This window comes from Paenibacillus sp. EKM212P (genome assembly GCF_011066115.1).
GTDB lineage: Bacteria > Bacillota > Bacilli > Paenibacillales > Paenibacillaceae > Paenibacillus > Paenibacillus polymyxa_B.
The window spans coordinates 711,416-732,576 of record NZ_JAAMNR010000002.1 but is presented as its reverse complement, the minus strand read 5'-3'; the positions used below and the strand labels follow the sequence as shown (position 1 = coordinate 732,576).

Below are 21,161 nucleotides of genomic sequence, written 5' to 3'. Positions count from 1 at the left end.
GGAGAAGGCGCGGGGGTCGTCCTATTAAAGCCGCTGTCCAAGGCGATCGCTGATGGGGACCTTATCCATGCGGTGATCCGGGGGACAAGCATTAACCATGGGGGCAAGACCAACGGCTATACGGTGCCGAACCCGACAGCCCAAGGGGAACTGATCCGGGCGGCCCTGGAGCGAGCGGGGGTCCATGCGCGGACGGTCAGCTATATTGAAGCCCACGGGACAGGCACGGAGCTGGGAGACCCGATTGAAGTGACGGGTCTGACCCAGGCATTCAGGAAGGATACGCCGGATACGGGATTCTGCGCCATAGGCTCTGTGAAGTCCAACATCGGACATCTGGAGGCGGCAGCGGGCATCGCTGGGGTTGGAAAAATCATCTTGCAGATGAAAAACCAGACGCTGGTTCCCAGCCTGCATGCCCAAGAATTGAATCCGAACATCCATTTCGGTCAGACGCCGTTCGTCGTCCAGCAGGAGCTGGGGGAATGGAGACGGCCGGTGGTTGAGATCGATGGAGAGACGCGGGAATATCCAAGGATTGCCGGGATTTCATCGTTTGGAGCGGGAGGCTCCAATGCACATGTCATCATCGAAGAGTACATTGCGGAAGAGAAGGTGCCCATGAGCGTTACGGCTCAAAAGCCTGCGATCATCGTATTGTCAGCCAAAAATGAAGAACGACTGAAAAAACAGGCCGAGAGAATGCTAGCCGTTATGCGGGAAGGACAGCTTAGCGAAAGCAGTCTGGCCGATGTGGCCTACACGCTGCAGGTGGGACGCGAAGCCATGGAAGAGCGCTTGGCAGTGATTGCAGGGTCCATGCAGGAACTGGTGGACAAGCTGGAAGGATTCCTGGAAGGACGAGATGGAATCCCTGAGTTGTACCGGGGTCAGGTCAAACGGAATAAGGAGGCGCTGACGGCGCTGGTAGAAGATGAAGACATGGAGAGAATGATTGCTGCCTGGATAGGGAAAAGGAAATATTCGAAGGTTGTTGATCTCTGGGTCAAGGGACTGGCAATGGATTGGAATCTGCTTTATGGGGATGCCAAGCCGCGGCGAATCAGCCTGCCGGCCTATCCTTTTGCGAGGGAGCGGTACTGGATCACGGATATTAAAACTAAATCGGCTTCCATTGAATCTGCAGATGCTGTAAAGCCAACAGATTCGTTCATTGCCCAAAAGGCACTTGCCAAAACGGCAAATGTTTCGGAAATGAATAAGGAAGACATCGATGCTTCAAATCCCGAAGCTATTCCTTCGTATATCCAAAACATCCAGAGTCATATTTCTGCCAGTGTAAAAATAAAGAAGATGCCAGATCTTTCTTATCTAGCGGCTGCATACGAGACAATGTCCTCGACTACAGTCGACAGCAAAGCTTACTCGGAACAGGATGGAGCGACACGAGGGACTGAACGGGAATGGAGGCTTACAGATGAAGGAAATGAATGATATCTTATGCAGGCTGTTATGGAGCCATTTGCGCTTGATGGGATTATGTCCATATGCGCAAATGGAAAAGAAAGCTATGATCGCGGATTTTAAAACAAAAAACGGCTTACTGAATTTATACGATCGTTGGCTTGAAGAAAGCATAGAGATTTTGGTACGGAATCAGTATTTGTACTGCAATGGAGAGTCATATAGCGTAGCGGGTACTGCTTCGGTCGATTTGCAGGCTGTATGGAAGGAGTGGGAATGGAAGAAAGGGGCATGGCTGAAAAATCCGGATCTCTCAGCTTGGGTATTTTTGGTAGAATCGATCTTGCGCAAGCTGCCGGAAATTTTAACCGGGAAGATACCAGCCACCGATATCATTTTTCCTAATTCCTCCATGAAACTGGTAGAAGGTATATATAAGAACAGTCCTGCAGCGGATTACTTTAATGAAGTGCTGGGAGATATCGTAGTTTCCTATCTAAATGAGCGAATCAAGCATAACCCGTCGGTACCGATTCGAATCATTGAAATTGGTGCAGGCACTGGAGGTACTAGCGCTTTGGTCTTCCAGAAGCTCGAACCTTATCGGGAGCATATTCAAGAATATTGCTATACCGACAAATCCAGAGCATTTTTATTACATGCACAAAAAGAGTACGGTCCGAAAAATCCTTACCTGACTTATCAGATTTTTAATGTGGAAGAGTCGGCTCAGGGACAAGATATTGATACAGGTGGATATGATATTGCGATTGCCACCAATGTATTGCACGCCACACGGAACATTCGCCAAACGTTACGCAATGTCAAAGCGGCGCTGCGAGAAAACGGTCTGATTCTTATAAATGAAATCAGCGGTAACTCTCTGTTAAACCATCTATCCTTTGGCCTTTTAGAGGGATGGTGGCTTTATAATGACCCGGAGCTGCGCATTCCAGGCTCTCCCGGGTTATATCCCGAAAGTTGGCAAAAGGTATTGGAAATGGAGGGTTTCCGGTCCGTTTTCTTCCCTGCTCAGGAAGCGCATGATATAGGTCAACAAATTATTGTGGCGGAAAGCGATGGTATGATTCGGAACAAACAGGAGCCTGAACACGACAAATCTCAAATGAAACAGCGTGACGAAGGAATTCGATCAGATATTGATGTAACAAGCGAGATGGCTGAAGAGTATGTCAAGGAGCTTATCGTAGGGAAGCTGGTAGAGGCTTTGAATGTGGACTTTACTATGATTGATATTCATGAGTCATTCGCAGATTATGGGCTGGACTCCATTCTTGGCGTCAACTTTGTGCAGGCTGTCAATCAGGGGCTGGGGATTCATTTGCAAACTACCGACATCTTCGATTACAGTTCGGTAAAACAACTGACGCTATACATTTTAAGCCAATATGGAGATAAAGTTTCACAAGTCTTGGACCAGAGCGCTAATCCAATAGACAACATGGAAGATGCAAGTCGCGACATCCAAAAACCTAAAGACACGGATCATATTCTTCATCCCGTTGAAACGGCAAGTATATCCTTTGAGCAGGACAGACCCAATAAGAAGGATAAAGAGAAAGCTTTAACACCAAGGGAGCCCATTGCGATTATTGGAATGAGCGGGCGGTTTGCTGGATCTGATAATGTACATGAGCTTTGGAATCACCTTAAGAACGGTGACGATTTAGTGGAAGAGGTAACCCGGTGGGATCTTTCGAAATATCAGGAAAAACATGCAAGTTACTGCAATCACGGCAGTTTTTTGGGGGATATTGATAAGTTTGATCCGCTTTTTTTCAATATCTCAGGATTGGAAGCGACCTATATGGATCCGCAGCAGCGATTGTTCCTGGAGGAAGCGTGGCATGCTCTGGAGGATGCTGGCTATGCGGGGACAGGGATGGAGGGTCGCCGCTGTGGAGTGTATGTGGGCTGTGCCGAGGGAGATTACCAACAATTGCTGGGTGAAGACCTGCCTCCACAAGCGCTTTGGGGTCATATGGGTTCCGTGATTCCCGCTAGAATCTCCTACTACTTGAATCTTCACGGACCAGCAATAGCTGTAGATACAGCTTGTTCCAGTTCGTTAGTTGCAGTTCATCTGGCCTGCCAAAGCTTATGGACTGGAGAAACGGATATGGCTTTAGCTGGTGGTGTCTATATTCATACGACCCCTCGCTGCTATTTATATGGTGACCGGGCAGGGATGCTGTCTCGATCGGGACGCTGCTATACCTTTGATGATAGGGCAGATGGAATGGTTCCGGGAGAGGCGCTTGGCGCAATTGTGCTCAAGCGACTTCATGAAGCTGTTGCTGATGGAGACCACATCTATGGAGTGATTTCAGGCTCAGCGATCAACCAGGACGGTACCACGAATGGACTTACTGCGCCAAGCCAGAAATCTCAGGAGCGACTCGAGCAAAATGTATACGATACATTTCATATCCACCCAGAGCAAATCCAGATGGTGGAAGCACATGGAACTGGCACCAAATTGGGAGATCCCATTGAATATCAGGCACTGACTCGAACCTTTAGAAAGTATACCGACAAGAAGGAATATTGCGCCATAGGGTCCATTAAGACGAATATTGGCCATACGCAAATTGCGGCAGGAATTACGGGAATGATCAAACTGTTATTGTCATTAAAGAATAAGCAAATTCCTCCTACACTTCATTTCCGGTCGGGCAATTCAAACATTCAGTTTGCGGATAGTCCTTTTTATGTCAATACGTATCTGCAGGACTGGGAAGTTGAGCCTGGAGTCAGACGCTGTGCAGCGGTCAGCTCCTTTGGTGCCAGCGGTACGAATGCTCATATGGTCATAGAAGAGGCTCCACAGACGGAACGGAGACATTCCGAAAAGCCAGGTTATTTCATTCCGCTGTCGGCACGAACTTCAAAACAATTGCGCCAGCAGGTAGAGCAACTGCTCGCTTATTGTGAACAGGAGCCTATGGCGGATTGCGGTAATATGAGCTATACATTATTGCTTGGGAGAAAGCACTGTAATCATCGGCTTGCATGTGTTGCCCGTAATCAAGGCGAGCTTGTCATGTCCCTTAAAAAGTGGCTGGAAAAGGGCAGTGCTTCTCAAGTTTATCATTCTGAACTGCACGAAAAAGATCAACGCATACAAACATCTTTGAAAAGATACGGGGATGAATGTATTTACAATTGTCAAAACGCAAGCGATACCCGCGAGTATTTGGAGCTTTTGACTACGATTGCAGATCTGTATGTTCAGGGATATTCGTTAGACTTTGAGTGCTTGTTTTCAAATGAACAGTACTCTAGGATTCCGTTGCCAACTTATCCTTTTGCAAAAGAGCAGTATTGGGCGCCTAGGAGTGAGGACGAAATTACAGGCGGCAGAGCGGCAGAGCGTGAACCAAAATTAACGGTCGCCAGAGCTGCGGAAGCGCCTGCCGTTACGAGTAGTCGTACACTGCTATTTGAGCCTACATGGAAAAATAAGGATGTACCGCTGGAAGCCGAAGTCACTGCCTATGATCGGCGAATGGTCTTGCTTTGTGAGCCAGACGAAGCTTTGCACGAGCGGCTCGAAGCGAGTTTGAACGGAGCTGTGCAGGTGCTTGCCTTTCGATCCGGGAAGAGCCGGATTGATGAACGGTTCCAGGCCTATGCTATTCAGGCCTTTGAGAGCATTCAAAGCATACTCAAAGACAAGCCTGAGGGGAGGGTGCTGGTCCAAATTGTGGTGCGGAACGCCGGGGAAGGACGGCTCTTTTCGGGACTTTCGGGACTGTTGAAGACAGCCCGGCTGGAAAACCCGAAATTCATCGGGCAGCTGATCGAAGTGGAACAGGGAGAACAGGCGGAAGTCATCCTGGCGAAGCTGGAGGATAACAGCCGTAGCCCGATGGATGGCTGGATTCGCTATGAGAACGGACAACGGACAATCGCTTGCTGGAGCAGGCTTGAAACATCTGGGCAAGAAGAGGGGCTTCCATGGAGAGACGGTGGGGTCTATCTGATCACCGGCGGCTCCGGCAGTCTGGGACTGCTGGTTGCAGAAGAGATTGCCCGGCAGACGCAAGCAGCGACCTTCATTTTGACGGGGCGGTCGCCGCTGGACCGAGACAAGCAGATGAAGCTGCAGGAGCTGGAGTCTTCAGGCGCCAGCGTGGTGTACAGGCAAGCGGATATCACCCACAGAAACACCGTTATCGGTTTGTTGGACAGCATGCAGCAGGAATTTGGACGTGTCCATGGGATCATCCACTGCGCAGGGGTGATTCACGATAATTTCATCATTAAAAAAACTAGTGAAGAATTTTTGGAGGTGCTGGGACCGAAGGTGAGCGGACTGGTCCATCTGGATGAGGCAAGCAGCGGCCAGAACCTAGACTTCTTTGTGCTCTTTTCTTCCATATCGGGCAGCCTGGGCAATCCTGGACAGGCTGACTATTCGACGGCCAATGCCTTTATGGACGCATACGCCGAATACCGGAATGCCCTGGTAGGGGCCAAGCAACGGCGGGGGCAGACGTTATCCATCCGCTGGCCGCTATGGAAAGAGGGCGGAATGCGGATCGATGCGGACACGGAACAGATCATGACGCAAAACATGGGTATTACAACCATGCAGACCCGGTCGGGAATGAGGGCGTTGTATCAAAGCTTGGCCTCCGGCAAGGAGCAGGTGATGGTCATGGAAGGGGAGCCTGAGAAAATCGAGGCCTACTTGGCGAAAGGCGTCTCACAAGCCGGCGTCCGTGCCATCCAAGTAGCTATTTCTAATCAGGTAACCCCTAAGCTGGATGCAGGCCAGCTCTACGATAAAACCTTATATCGACTCAAGGTGCTTTTGGGAGAGGTGACTCGGCTGAGCGTCAGCAGCATCGAAGCCCATGAGCCGCTGGAGAGGTATGGAATCGACTCGATCATGATTACCCAGCTGAATGCCAAGCTGGCGGGCTTCTTTGGAGAGCTGTCCCAGACGTTGTTTTATGAGTACCAGACCTTGCACGCCTTGACGGAATATTTTGTGGCGGAATACCCGCAGGAGTGCATGCAGTGGACCGGAATAAGCCATGACATGCAGCCTGTAGAGGAAATACTTGCGGCACCGTTGTGCGCCGAGGAAGAAGCCGTGCCGGCTGCGGCAAAGGCGGCAGCGAAGCCTGTCCGAAGCTTGGCTGGGTCTGCCCCTGCGGAAATGCGTGAGCCGATAGCGATCATTGGGATGGCTGGAAAGTATCCCTGGTCCAGGGACATGAACGAATATTGGGAAAATCTAAAAGCAGGGAAGGACTGTGTCACCGAAATCCCAAGTGAGCGTTGGACGCTGGAAGGGTTCTTCCATCCTGATTCACAGGAAGCGGTGGCGAATGGAAAAAGCTACAGCAAGTGGGGTGGCTTTATCGAAGGATTTGCGGATTTCAATCCGCGCTTTTTCAATATTGCGCCACGGGAAGCACTCGGTATGGACCCGCAGGAAAGGCTGTTCATTGAAGCCTGCTGGGAAGCGTTGGAGGACGCGGGTTACACCCGGGAACAGCTTGCGGTGCGGCATAACCGCCGGGTAGGCGTATTTGCCGGAATTACCAAAACGGGCTTCGATCTATACGGACTGGATTTATGGAGAAAAGGAACGCAAATATACCCTCACACATCCTTTAGTTCAGTGGCCAACAGGATTTCGTATCTCTTTAATTTGCAAGGGCCAAGCATGCCGATCGATACGATGTGTTCGTCCTCGTTGACCGCGATTCATGAAGCCTGTGAGCATCTGTACCGCGGAGAATGCGAAATGGCTATTGCAGGCGGAGTAAATCTGTATCTCCATCCGCTCAGTTATGTGGGACTTTGCGCCAACCACATGCTGTCAGCAGACGGGCAATGCAAGAGCTTCGGCAAAGGAGGCAATGGGTTTGTCCCTGGAGAAGGCGCGGGGGTCGTCCTATTAAAGCCGCTGTCCAAGGCGATCGCTGATGGGGACCTTATCCATGCGGTGATTCGGGGGACGAGCATTAACCATGGAGGTAAGACCAACGGCTATACGGTGCCGAACCCGACAGCCCAAGGAGAACTGATCCGGGCGGCCCTGGAGCGAGCGGGGGTACATGCGCGGACGGTCAGCTATATTGAAGCCCACGGGACAGGCACGGAGCTGGGAGACCCGATTGAAGTGACGGGCCTGACCCAGGCATTCAGGAAGGATACGCCGGATACGGGATTCTGCGCCATAGGCTCTGTGAAGTCCAACATCGGACATCTGGAGGCAGCAGCGGGCATCGCCGGGGTGGAGAAAATCATCTTGCAGATGAAAAACCAGACGCTGGTTCCCAGCCTGCATGCCCAAGAATTGAATCCGAACATCCATTTCGGTCAGACGCCGTTCGTCGTCCAGCAGGAGTTGGGGGAATGGAGACGACCGGTGGTTGAGATCGATGGAGAGACGCGGGAATATCCGAGGATTGCTGGGATTTCATCGTTTGGAGCGGGGGGCTCCAATGCACATGTCATCATCGAAGAGTACATTGCGGAAGAGAAGATGCCGATGAGCGTTACGGCTCAAAAGCCTGCGATCATCGTATTGTCAGCCAAAAATGAAGAACGACTGAAAAAGCAGGCCGAGAGATTGCTAGCTGCTATGCGGGAAGGACAGCAAAGCGAAAGCAGTCTGGCCGATGTGGCATACACTCTGCAGGTGGGACGCGAGGCCATGGAAGAGCGGCTGGCAGTGATTGCAGGGTCTATGCAGGAGCTGGTGGACAAGCTGGAAGGATTCCTGGAAGGACGGGACGGAATCCCTGAGTTATACCGGGGTCAGGTCAAACGGAATAAGGAGGCGCTGACGGCGCTGGTAGAAGATGAAGACATAGACAAAACGATCGCTGCCTGGATAGGGAAAAGGAAATATTCGAAGGTTGTTGATCTCTGGGTCAAGGGATTGTCGATGGATTGGAACCTGCTTTATGGGGATGCCAAGCCGCGGCGAATCAGCCTGCCGGCCTATCCTTTTGCGAGGGAACGGTACTGGATCACGGATATTATGAGTCCCTCTGTAGAAAGAGTCTCTTCTGTAGAAAGAGCCGTTACGGAAGCTCAGGAAAAGGCAATTCCCGTCCAGACTCATGCGATGCAGCCAACAGCCCTAATACAATCCGGTTTTTTGAATAGTTCTGAAAAACCAAGCGCCATATCCTTACCGAATTTGTTGGACCGTCAGCCGCACCTAAGCAAGTCTGCCAACCAGGAGGGGACAACGATCATGTTAACTTCACTGGAGGAGACATCGCACACATTAGAGGATGAGAAGAAGACGGGAGCGCTGTCGTCTATTCCTTCTGCAATATCGGCGGAAATATTGCAGGAGGAGCTGACAACAAGCCTGGCGCAGGCTTTATATATAGATCGGAGCGATATCGATTCGGATAGAAACTTTGTTGATCTTGGATTGGATTCCATTATAGGCGTAGAGTGGGTTCGTAGCATTAATAAGCATTACAATACATCCATAACAGCGACAAAAGTCTACGATTATCCAACCATCCGGGATTTTAGCAAATTTGTAGAGAAGGAATTGTTGAGCAAATCAATTGCGCCATTCTCTGCCCAGTCTATTTCGGATCATTCTCCAGCAGAGTATTCACCGTCATCCGTTGCATTAGAGCCGGAGAAATCGGCAGAGGCTTCCATTCAGGTGAATTTGATGCCGATTTCGTTTGAAAAGCAGGCGCAGGCCAGCATGGCTGAGTGTAGCGCCTCTGCAGAGCTGTTGCAGGAAGAACTGACGGTAAGCCTGGCAGAGGCTTTGTACATGGAACGGAGCGAGATCGAGGCGGATAAAAACTTTATAGATACCGGACTAGATTCCATTATAGGCGTAGAGTGGGTTCGAAACATAAATAAACGATATGGCACATCCATAGCAGCGACCAAGGTCTACGACTATCCGACCATTCGCCAGTTCGCTACATTTTTGGCACAAGAAATCAATAAGCATGGAGGAAGCTTCAATCAACAGTCCTTGAACGCAGTCCCGGACACGGACAAGCCTATTGCGAAAGTCCATTCGAAGAGACCTGACACGATGCAATGTTCCCCAAGGCTATCTCCTAAGGAGGATTCCGAGCCATTCCACCTGGTAAAGGTAGCAGAGGATTCATCGCCTTTACCTTCGGAAAATAAAGACGTAATTGCAATTGTCGGGATTTCGGGAAGATATCCTGGTGCGGAAGATGTGCAGCAATATTGGGATAATCTCTCTCTAGGCAAAAATTCCATTATTGAAATCCCGAAGGACCGTTGGGATGTAAGCCAATATTATGATCCTCGTCCAGCGCAAGAGGGGAAAATCAATTGCAAGTGGCTGGGTGCTTTAGAGGATATGGAATATTTCGATCCGTTATTTTTCAATATTTCTCCTACCGAGGCGGAAGGGATGGATCCTCAGCAGCGCATCTTTATGCAGGAAGCATATAAGGCAATTGAGGATGCAGGCTATAGTGGCTCACAGTTGGGAAATAAAAAATGCGGGGTATACCTTGGAATTTTAAATAATGAATATAGTATGCTGCGGTACAAGCATCAAGCGCAGTTCACCAATACTACCGGGAACAGTAACGCTATTGCTGCGGCTCGCATCTCTTATTTCCTCAATCTGAAAGGTCCGGCCATATCCGTAGATACGGCATGCTCCTCATCGCTGGTGGCAACCCATCTGGCATGCCAGGCGTTATCTAACGGAGAGATAGAAATGGCGTTGGTTGGCGGGGTGTCGTTATATCTGACTCCTGAATCGTATGTAGGTATGTCTGCATCCGGAATGTTGTCGCCAGATGGTCGGTGTAAAGCGTTTGACAATAGCGCCAACGGCTTTGTTCCAGGGGAAGGAGTAGGGGCGCTGGTTCTGAAGCGGCTGAAGGATGCTGAAGCTGATCGGGATCATATATACGGAGTTATTATCGGGTCCGGAATCAATCAAGATGGAAAAACCAACGGGATTACCGCTCCAAGCACTAACAGCCAAATTGAGCTGGAGCGGGAAATATACAACAAATATCAGATTGAGCCTGAAAGCATTAGCTATGTTGAAATGCATGGGACAGGAACCAAGCTGGGCGACCCTATTGAACTGGAAGCTTTATCAACCGCTTTTAAAGAAAAAACCGATCAGAAGAACTACTGTGCCATAGGTTCGGTAAAAAGCAATATCGGGCATACTTCTGCAGCAGCGGGCATAGCAAGCGTGCAAAAGGTGTTGCTATGCATGAAGCATAGAAAACTAGTACCGACACTGAATTTCAAGAACCCGAATGAGCATTTTGATTTTGATAATTCTCCTTTTTATGTCAATACAGAATTGAACGCGTGGAAACCTTCCCGCGGGGACAAAAGGCGCGCCGCTGTGAGCTCTTTCGGATTTAGCGGTACGAACGCCCATCTTATTATTGAAGAATATCGTCCCGGGACGGGAACATCTGCGACATCACCAACAGCCGCCGATATCCATAATCCCGTTCTCTTCGTTTTGTCTGCGAAAGGTGAAAAGCAACTAAAAACGTATGCCGAAAGAATGAGAAGCTTTATTGCATCCCAGGAAAATCTTAACCTCTCGGATATGGGATATACGCTGCAAGTGAGCCGCGAGCCGATGGATTACCGGCTGGCTTTTGTGGCAGATTCAAAAGAGGCAATGCTAAAAGCGTTGGAAGGATTTGTGAATCATGATCCGCTTGCTGGCGTCCTAACGGCTCAGGTGAAAAAGAGCAAAGACGGGATTGTGGTGTTTGAGGCGGATGAAGATGCCAAATCGTTGCTTGAAACCTGGATCAAGAAGAGAAAACTAAAAAAAATAGCGGAGTTGTGGGTAAAGGGGCTAACTATTGACTGGAACAAGCTGTACGGGGACATCAAACCTTACCGGATCAGTCTACCGACCTATCCTTTTGCGAGAGAACGCTGTTGGGCGCCTGAGCTTGACAGCAAGGCAGGCAAAGGCATGACTTCTGTCACTGCTACTTCGCTCCATCCTTTACTGCATCAAAACACCTCCGATTTCTCGGAACAGCGGTTCAGTTCGACTTTTACAGGCCAGGAGTTTTTCTTGAAGGATCATGTGGTGAATGGACGCAAGGTTCTATCCGGGGCTGCTTGCCTTGAAATGATCCGGGCGGCCGTGGATCAGGCAACAGGATCTGATGAGGGCGGGCCAACCGGAATTTGCCTTAAAAGCGTGGTTTGGGCACGGCCTATTATCGTAGAGGATGGGCCACTACAGCTACACATCGGACTTTTCCTGGATGATCATCAAGAGATTTCCTATGAAATATATGGGGAGAGCGAAGAAGCTGATGCAGGGATTGTGATATATAGCTACGGCAGTGCTGCACGAAGATCGGCTGCGGAAGTCCCAGCACTGAATATTAAAGACTTGCAGAATGTATGCAGTCGGAACTTCGATCCCACACAACTGTATAGAGTTTTCAGGGATATGGGACTGGATTATGGCCCTGGACATCAAGGGATTGAGATGGTGTATGCGGGAGAGGGTCAAGTGCTGGCTAAGTTATGCTTGCCGTCTTCCGTTTCTGACAACCAAAGCCAATTTGTCCTGCATCCAAGTATGATAGATTCGGCCTTGCAGGCAACCATAGGCTTGACGCTGGGGTCTGGCGAGATCAAACCTTCTCTGCCTTACGCCATTCAAGAAGTTGAAATTATAAAAAATTGCAGTTCCATCATGTGGGCGTTGATTCGTTATAATGCAGACGGTATAGCTGAGGAAAAGGCACAGAAGCTGGATATTGACCTGAGCGACGAAACCGGAGCCATCTGTGTCAGGATAAAAGGATATTCATCAAGAATCCTGAATAGGGACTCGATTTCCTCGGATGTTCAGTCTAATTCTAGTAACTTGATGCTTGAACCCGTATGGAAAGAGCAAGGGATTGCTCTAGAGGCCGAAATGCCTGCATATGATCGCCATGTCGTGTTACTCTGCCAGCCGTCCGGGTTTTCCCGTGAACAAGTTGAAGCTCGGATGGACGGCGTGCAATGCATTGTACTGCAACCCGACCGAAACGGAATCGCGGAACAGTTCCAGTGTTACGCCGTCCAGGTGGTTGAAGAGATTCAAAGCATTTTCAGGGAAAAACCCAATGGTAAGGTGCTGATCCAGATTGCCATAAGCGGACAGGAGGAGCAGCAGCTTTTCTCGGGACTTTCCGGTCTTTTAAAAACGGCCCGGCTTGAGCATTCAAAACTGGTAGGTCAGTTAATAGAACTGGGACAGGATGAGGACTGGGGAGCAATCATAGACATTTTAAAAGAAAACAGCCGTAGCCTCGAGGATATCCAGATTCGGTACGAGAAAGGCACACGGTGGGTTTCCTGCTGGAACGAAGTTCACATCTCTCAGGAAGCAACGGGTAACCCGTGGAAGGATGGCGGAGTGTACCTGATTACCGGCGGTGCCGGTGGATTGGGACTCATTTTTGCCAGAGAGATTACGGATAAAGTTCATAAAGCCGTCTTGATTTTAACGGGGCGTTCCACGCTGGATGAGGGCAAACGGGCTGAGATAAAGAAAATGGAGGCATTAGGGGCACGAATCATATACAGACAGGTCGATGTGACTCAGGAGCAGGCGGTGACCGATTTAATCCAGGAAATTCAGGAGGAATTCGGAAACATCAATGGCATCATTCATAGTGCAGGAGTCATTCGCGACAACCGCATACTCCAAAAAAATAGCGAGGAGATACTGCGGGTTCTCGCTCCCAAAGTATTAGGGACAGTGAATCTGGATCAGGCGAGCAAGAACTTGCCGCTTGACTTCTTTATTCTATTTTCGTCTGTAGCCGGAGGATTAGGTAATCAGGGACAGGCAGACTATTCTGCAGGTAATGCGTTTATGGATGCTTATGCCGGATACCGGAACACTCTGATAGCATCTAAGCAGCGACAGGGTCAAACGCTATCCATCAATTGGCCGCTATGGAAAGAGGGTGGGATGCGTATTGATGAGGAGACGGAGAAGCTGGTAAGGCAGCGTACAGGCATGAGCGGCATGTCAACCTCTTCCGGCATTCAGGCCTTGTACCGTGGCATGACCGCAGGCGTTGATCAGGTTATGGTGATGGAAGGCAATCTTGCAAAAATGAAGAAAACCATGGGTTTAATCACGACTCCAGAGACTAGGCAGCCTGAAAAGGTGACAGGAATTTCAGAAGCTTCCTCTGAAAGCAATGCCGTACCAGATCTGCTGGACAAGGTGCAGGCCGCTATGATACAGGCCGTGTCAAAATTGCTGAAAGTCAAACTTGAAGATATTGATGCACATGTAGAAATGAGTGAGTATGGCTTCGATTCCATCCTGCTCACACAATTTACCAACAACATCAATCACTCATACCGGCTTGAGCTGACGCCGGACATATTTTTTGAATACACAACGATTCATGACTTCACCAGATATTTGGTGGACGAATATGATGCCGTGCTTGGCGAGCAGTTTGCCGTGCATGCCCGGACTGAGCCTGCTGTGCAGGCCGTGGAGGATGGTAGGGAAGACAGTACCCGCGGTAGACGGCAGCGTTTCCGGTTTGCAGGCGGGAATGTGTTGTCCAATCCGCAGCTGACTCAGGCTGCTCCTGAACCCATTGCCATCGTGGGAATGAGCGGTGTATTTCCCATGGCCCGGGATGTGGATGAGTTTTGGAAAAATCTTGAGGAAGGCAGGGACTGTATCACTGAAATCCCTGAAGATCGCTGGGATTGGAAGACGTATTACGGTGACCCTGAGCAGGAGGCCAATAAAACAAACATCAAGTGGGGCGGGTTTATTGACGGGATCTATGAGTTTGACCCGTTATTCTTTGGAATTTCACCACGGGAAGCCGCACTCATGGACCCGCAGCAGCGTCTGTTGATGACCTATATCTGGAAGGCGATTGAAGATGCAGGCATTCAGGCTGGGAGTCTGTCGGGAACCCGCACAGGAATCTTTGTAGGTACCGCGAACAGTGGCTACAGCGGTATGATCTATCAGGGAAATGTGGGTGTCGAGGCGTATTCCTCCAGCGGTATGGCACCGTCTGTTGGGCCCAATCGAATGAGCTATTTCCTTAATATTCATGGTCCGAGCGAGCCTGTCGAAACGGCTTGCTCCAGTTCACTGGTGGCCATTCACCGAGCCGTTAGGGCCATAGAGGATGGAAGCTGCGAGATGGCGATTGCGGGTGGTGTTAATGTGATTATCACACCTGAACTCCATATCAGCTTTAACAAAGCAGGGATGCTGTGTGAGGACGGTCGATGCAAAACCTTCTCCAATAAGGCCAATGGCTACGTGCGTGGTGAAGGGGCCGGCATGCTTTTCCTGAAAAAGCTGAAGGATGCAGAGAAGGATGGAGACCATATTTACGGTGTGATTCGGGGTACTGCCGTCAATCACGGAGGCCGGGCCAATTCCCTGACAGCTCCTAATCCGAGGGCTCAGGCGGATGTATTGGTAAATGCATATACAAAGGCCGGAATCGATCCAAGGACTGTCTCTTACATTGAGGCCCACGGGACAGGCACCGAGCTGGGCGATCCGATTGAAATTAACGGGCTGAAAGCAGCTTTCAAAGAGCTTTATGAGAACACAGAGGGGCCCGGAATCACAGAATCCCATTGCGGATTGGGCTCGGTGAAGACCAATATCGGACATCTGGAACTGGCTTCTGGAATCGCGGGTGTCATAAAAGTACTGCTTCAGTTAAAGCATAAAAAGCTGGTCAAAAGCCTTCATTGTGATGCAATTAATCCTTATATAAAACTTGAAGGCAGTCCGTTCTATATCGTTCAGGAGGCGCAGGAGTGGAAGCCACAGCGGGATACTCTAGGGGAAAATATTCCTCGGAGAGCAGGTGTTAGCTCCTTTGGATTCGGGGGTGCCAATGCCCATTTGGTAATCGAAGAATATATTCCTGGAAGGCAGGAGCAGAATTCTATTACCCTTACCACTCCAAAATCGGCTATTGTGGTGCTGTCAGCCAAGAGTGAAGGACAACTGCAAGAGCAAGCGCAGCTATTACTAGCTGCAATCGGGGAGCATCCGTTCACAGACAGCAGTCTGGTAGATATAGCGTATACCCTTCAGGTGGGGCGCGAAGCGATGGAAGAACGTTTGGCTTTCGTTGCAGGCTCTCTCCGGGAGCTAGAAGAGAAATTAAAAGGATTTGTGGAAGGCCGGGATGGTATCCACGGCTTATACGTGGGACACGCCAAACGCCATAGAGAAGAAAATAGAGCTCGTGAAGACGGAGAGGGTGCGGGCACGGCGATTGATGTGTTAGTTAGCGAAGGCAGCTATGGCAAAATCGCAGACCTTTGGGTAAAAGGAGTCGTTATTGACTGGGCCCTGTTGTACGGAGAGGCTAAACCAAACCGTATCAGTCTGCCAACCTATCCCTTTGCCAAAGAACGATATTGCATAACCGATATCAATAAACGGACTGGAGCAAGCGGTGTAGTGCTGGAAAGGGAGACAGCAGTCGGCATTCATCCCCTACTTCAGCGCAATACGTCCAATATTTATGGACTGCAGTTCAGCTCCATTTTTACGGGGAAGGAATTTTTCCTGTCTCACCATGTGATAAGGGGGCAGAAGCTCTTGCCTGGAGTGGCCTACCTTGAAATGGCGCGGGCGGCAGTAGAGCAGGTTGCAGGATCTCCAGAAGACAAGTGGACGTCCATCCGGTTAAAAGATGTGGATTGGATCCGGCCTGTTGTGGTTGGGGAGGAGTCGGTGGACGTCAGTATTGGGCTCTATCCTCAAGATGGCGGGGAGATCGCCTATGAAATTTACAGCAAGTCTGGAGCAACGGACACGGAGCTGGTGGTGCATAGTGAAGGCAGGGCAGTAATTGTTCCGGTGGCAGAGATCCCCGCTATAGATATTGAAACCTTGCTGGAGCAGTGCAGTCTGGGCTCCTTCTCATCCCGTCAGTGCTATGAGGCGTTTGCAGCGATGCAGGTTTCCTATGGGCCGGGACACCAGGGAATTGAGAAAATATATATCGGGGTGGGTCAAGCGCTTGCCAAGTTGTCCTTGCCTTCTTCCGTCTACCCTACGATGGAACAGTTTGTGATGCACCCTAGCTTGATGGATTCTGCTCTTCAGGCGACGATAGGCTTGATTATGAGTACAGGTGATCGCAAAGCTTCCATTAAGCCAGCTTTACCATTTGCATTGGAAGAGCTTGAGGTGTTTAACGGATGCACATCAGAGATGTGGGCCTGGATCCGTAATAGTGAAGACAGCAGGCAAAATGGCTCGCTGCAAAAGTTAGATATCGATTTGTGTGACGAGCAGGGGAATGTTTGTGTGAGAATGAAGGGATTCTCATCACGAGTTGCTGAAGGAGGAACAGGGGGCCCAGATGAATGGACTGCACCTGAGACTTTGATGCTTGAGCCTGTGTGGGAAGAACAAGCGATTGCTCTGGAAGGAACAGCACCTGACTATCAACAGCATTTGGTAATTTTATGCGAACCGGGATATATTTCCGGGGAAATTATTGAATCGCAAATGAACGGGGTGCAGTGCCTCATTCTCCAATCCGAAGAGAAGAGCATTGATGCACGGTTTAGGACTTATGCGACACAGGTGTTTGAGGCAATTCAACATATTCTTAAAACGGAATCCAAAGGCAAAACATTGGTTCAGCTTGTCGTTCCGGTGCAGGATCACCAACAGGTATTCTCGGGACTTTCCGGACTCTTAAAAACAGCATGGCTGGAGAATCCAGTACTGGTTGGCCAGCTGATAGAAATGGATGTGGAGCAGGATTCAGCAGGTATGATAAATATCCTGCAAGAAAACAGTCGCAGCTCTATAGAACCATATATCCGCTATCAACAAGGTAGACGGCATGTTGCCGTATGGACGGAAATTAAAGCCTCCGGGGAAGCGATCAGCATTCCGTGGAAAGACAGGGGAGTATATTTGATTACCGGCGGAACCGGAAGTCTCGGTTTGATTTTTGCCGAAGAAATTACACGACAGGCCAGAGATACTACTTTAATTCTTGTCGGACGCTCCCCGCTTCGAGGTGACACCAAAGCAAGGATTGAGGAGATAGAGGCTTTAGGTGCAAGAGTAGTATTCCGGCAAGTCGATGTCGCCGATAAAAGGGCGGTTGAAGTTTTGATTCGGGATATTCAGGAAGAGTTTGGGAAGCTGGACGGAATTGTGCATAGCGCAGGAATGGTTAGCGATAATTTCATTATTAAAAAAACACGGGAGGAATTGCAAAACGTTTTGGCACCAAAGGTTACGGGCTTGGTGAATCTGGATCAGGCTTGTAAGGAAATTCCGCTGGACTTCTTCATCCTTTTTTCATCCGTTGCAGGGAGCCTCGGGAATATAGGACAGGCTGACTATGCTGCTGCCAATGCCTTTATGGACGCCTATGCCAAGTACCGCAGTACGCTGGTAGAGCGAGCACAACGCCAGGGGCGGACGATTTCAGTCAATTGGCCGCTCTGGAAAGAAGGCGGAATGCGTATTGATGGGGAAACAGAAAAGATCATGGAAGGGATGGGGATGTTTGCAATGGAGAATGGTGCAGGAATTCGGGCTTTGTATCAGAGCCTGGCTTCCGAAAAGAATCAAGTCATGGTGTTGGAAGGGCATGCCAGTCAGCTAAGAGAAACGCTCCTGCAGCAACCGTCCCTGGATCAGGCTGGAGATGCCTCCTCTATGATAAGGGAAAGCGAGATGGGTTCGGTCATCGGACAAGACCTGCTTGCCGAAAAAGCGGCAAATTATTTAAAGCAATTGCTCTCTACATCCATCAGGCTGCCGGCAAGGCAGATTGAAACCGATGCCCCTATGGAGAAGTATGGCATTGATTCCATTATGATTAAACAGCTAACCCGTGAGTTGGAGAAAACGTTTGGAACACTGCCCAAAACTTTATTTTTTGAATACCAGAATATCCGGGAATTGACCCAATATTTCCTCAAAGTCCACCAGAAGCAGCTGATTAAATTACTTGGAATCGAGACAGAGGACGCTACGAAAGATTTCAAGCCTTCTACGGTGGAAAACGACCCGGTAAGGTCACTTTCTGATAGTCGGAAGCAATCGCGTTTCATGCCAGTTCAGACAAGTTTCCAACCGCAACCGGAAAGAGCAGGCGGATCGGAGGAAATTGCCATTATTGGTCTGTCGGGCATGTATCCCGATGCAGAAAATATCCGGGAATTCTGGAACAATCTGCGCGATGGGAAGGATTGCATTACGGAAATCCCCAAAGACCGCTGGGATCACAGTATGCACTTTGACGAGGACAGGGACCAGTCCGGAAAAACTTACAGCAAGTGGGGAGGCTTTATTAAAGGTGTGGATCAGTTTGATCCCATGTTTTTCAATATCTCTCCTAGAGAAGCACAGATCATCGATCCTCAGGAGCGTCTATTTCTGAAATGTGTCTATGAAACGATAGAGGATGCAGGCTATACACGGGAATCGATTGGATTGGAGCGGGGCCTTGGGCTGGATAGGAATGTGGGCGTTTTTGTCGGGGTCATGTATGAAGAATACCAGCTTTATGGGGCGCAGGAACAAGCTAGGGGCAGAATGATTGCCGTTCCTGGCAATCCGGCTTCCATCGCAAATCGGGTATCTTATTTCTGTAACTTCCACGGTCCGAGCATGGCTGTGGACACCATGTGTTCTTCTTCATTGACGACCATTCATCTGGCCTGCCAAAGCTTGCAACAAGGCGAGTGTGAGCTTGCCATTGCTGGCGGCGTCAATGTATCCATTCATCCGAACAAATACCTGATGCTTGGGCAAGGCAGGTTTGTATCGAGTAAAGGACGGTGCGAAAGCTTTGGACAAGGCGGAGATGGATATGTGCCGGGAGAAGGCGTAGGAGCCGTACTGCTCAAACCACTGGCCAAAGCTATTGCAGATGGCGACCATATATATGGGGTCGTAAAGGGGACCTCGGTGAATCATGGAGGGAAGACAAACGGATTCTCAGTTCCGAATCCCCATGCGCAGGCCAGTGTCATTGGGAGGGCCTTTAAGAAAGCAGGAATTAACCCCAGAACCATTAGTTACATCGAAGCGCATGGCACTGGGACATCCTTAGGTGACCCCATTGAAATCGCCGGATTGCAAAAAGTGTTCCAGGAATACACGGAGGACAAGCAGTTTTGCGCAATCGGATCGGCAAAATCAAATATTGGGCATTGTGAGAGCGCGGCAGGGATTGCCGGAGTTACAAAGGTGCTCCTTCAGCTCAAATACGGACAAATCGTGCCTTCGCTGCATTCAAAAACACTAAACCCGAATATCAATTTTAGCGATAGTCCTTTTATAGTTCAGCAGGAGCTGGGGGAGTGGAAAAGACCCGTCGTCACAATGAATGGGAAGACGGTTGAATACCCAAGAATCGCAGGTATTTCCTCCTTTGGCGCCGGAGGCTCCAACGCACATGTGCTCATTGAGGAATATATCCCTGAGGAGCAGGAGACTAGACAGGCTGCCACTTCACTGCAAAATCCGGTAATGATCGTGCTGTCGGCGAGGAATAAAGAGCGACTGGATGAACAGGTACACAGGCTGCTGGCTGAACTCAAAGAGCCGGAATACTCGCAAACCAGCCTGGAGGATATAGCATTTACTCTGCAGGTGGGACGGGAAGCCATGGAAGAACGGTTAGCAGTCATAGTTAAGTCTACTCGTGAGCTTACAGAAAAGCTGGAGAGCTTTTTAGCGGGGAATGAGGATATCGACGGGCTATATTTGGGTCAGGCAAAGAAGAATAAAGACATCCTAGCTGTTCTTGAGGCGGACGAAGACATGGCAAAAATGGTGGATAGTTGGATAAGCAAGGGTAAGTATACAAAGCTGGCGGAGCTTTGGGTTAAGGGGCTGCTCTTCGATTGGACTAGACTTTATGAGAATACCAGCCCTCGTCGGATTAGTCTGCCTACGTATCCATTTGCCAAGGAGAGCTATTGGATCTTCGCGCGCGGGGGCGAGTCCCCGGACGTCGAGGCGGAATCTCCTGTAGTCGAGGTGTCGGTACAAGAACTCGTTTCCAGCCCTCCTGCAGTTAACCATAGCAACGATAATGTGCAGAGACAGACTTTGGCGAAAGTACCTGAAAAACCGCAGGGCATTTTGCTAAGCTCCGTTTCCAACATCCAGATGGTAGCAGATAAGCCAGAAAAGTCAGCCGCGCTGGCAGAATCCAAGCCTGCCCCGCCGCAACCTGAGGCCAAGCCTTCTTCGTCGCCGCCCGCTGCCAGGGATGAGGCAAAGCGTTCGACATATGCGCCAACGGCTGTACGGATAGAAGCATTGGAGAAGGAACTGGTAGAAAGTCTTGCGAAATCCTTGAGTATGAATGAAATGGATATTGGCCGGGACGATCAATTTATTGATATGGGGCTGGACTCTATTATAGGTGTAGAGTGGGTGCAGGCTGTGAATAAACGCTTTGGAACAGCTATTCCAGCAACCAGAGTGTACGATTATCCTAACATTAAAGAATTTTCCAAATTTTTGGCAAAGGAATTGAACAAGTCGGCGGGAGATACGAATCAGGCTCCTACAGAGCCGAAGCCTAAGCAGCCCATGCAAGCCTTGTTACAGAAAGTACTGCAGGGTGAGTTGGATTTTGAACAGGCCGACCAGTTATTCAACCAATTACACTCGTAGACAGCCAACACGGTATTTGTCCTAT

The 21,161-nt window shown here is 49.6% G+C and carries 2 protein-coding genes; both read left to right on the top strand.

The features are described from left to right. Nucleotides 1-1,455 (top strand): KS-MAT linker domain-containing protein (locus tag G9G54_RS09320; protein WP_165177473.1); only part of this gene is annotated, 1,455 nt, incomplete at its 5' end. Then, nucleotides 1,439-21,136, top strand: coding sequence for an SDR family NAD(P)-dependent oxidoreductase (locus tag G9G54_RS09315; RefSeq protein ID WP_165177471.1), 19,698 nt, complete (start codon nt 1,439-1,441; stop codon nt 21,134-21,136). The genes G9G54_RS09320 and G9G54_RS09315, both read left to right, overlap by 17 nt. Nucleotides 21,137-21,161 lie beyond the last annotated feature (25 nt).